Source organism: Streptomyces sp. NRRL F-2664, assembly GCF_000719345.1.
In the GTDB taxonomy this organism is placed as follows: Bacteria; Actinomycetota; Actinomycetes; order Streptomycetales; family Streptomycetaceae; genus Streptomyces.
In genome coordinates, this window is sequence record NZ_JOFX01000591.1 from 1 (window position 1) to 238 (window position 238).

At 73.5% G+C, this 238-nt stretch carries 1 pseudogene; it reads left to right on the top strand.

Annotated features, from left to right (window positions below):
• A pseudogene (locus IF89_RS40315) lies at window positions 1-238 on the top strand (hypothetical protein); the annotation flags it as partial.

Genomic DNA, 238 nt, shown 5'->3' on the forward strand with positions numbered 1-238 from the left:
CCGCCCGGACGGCTCGAAGCCGCTGGAGGCGGTCGCCGGTACGAGCATCAAGGGCGTCGAGGTCCGGGCCACGGCCAAGGGCAAGGCCGTCGCGGTGTCAGGTGTCGTCGCCGGCTTCGGCCGGGAGAAGGACGGGAAGTGGGTGCCGGCGGACCCGGCGACCGCGAAGGGCCCGTACTTCAAGGACGCGGCCGGCAAGAAGGTCTTCGGTCTCACCCTGCCCGCGACCGGCGCCGAC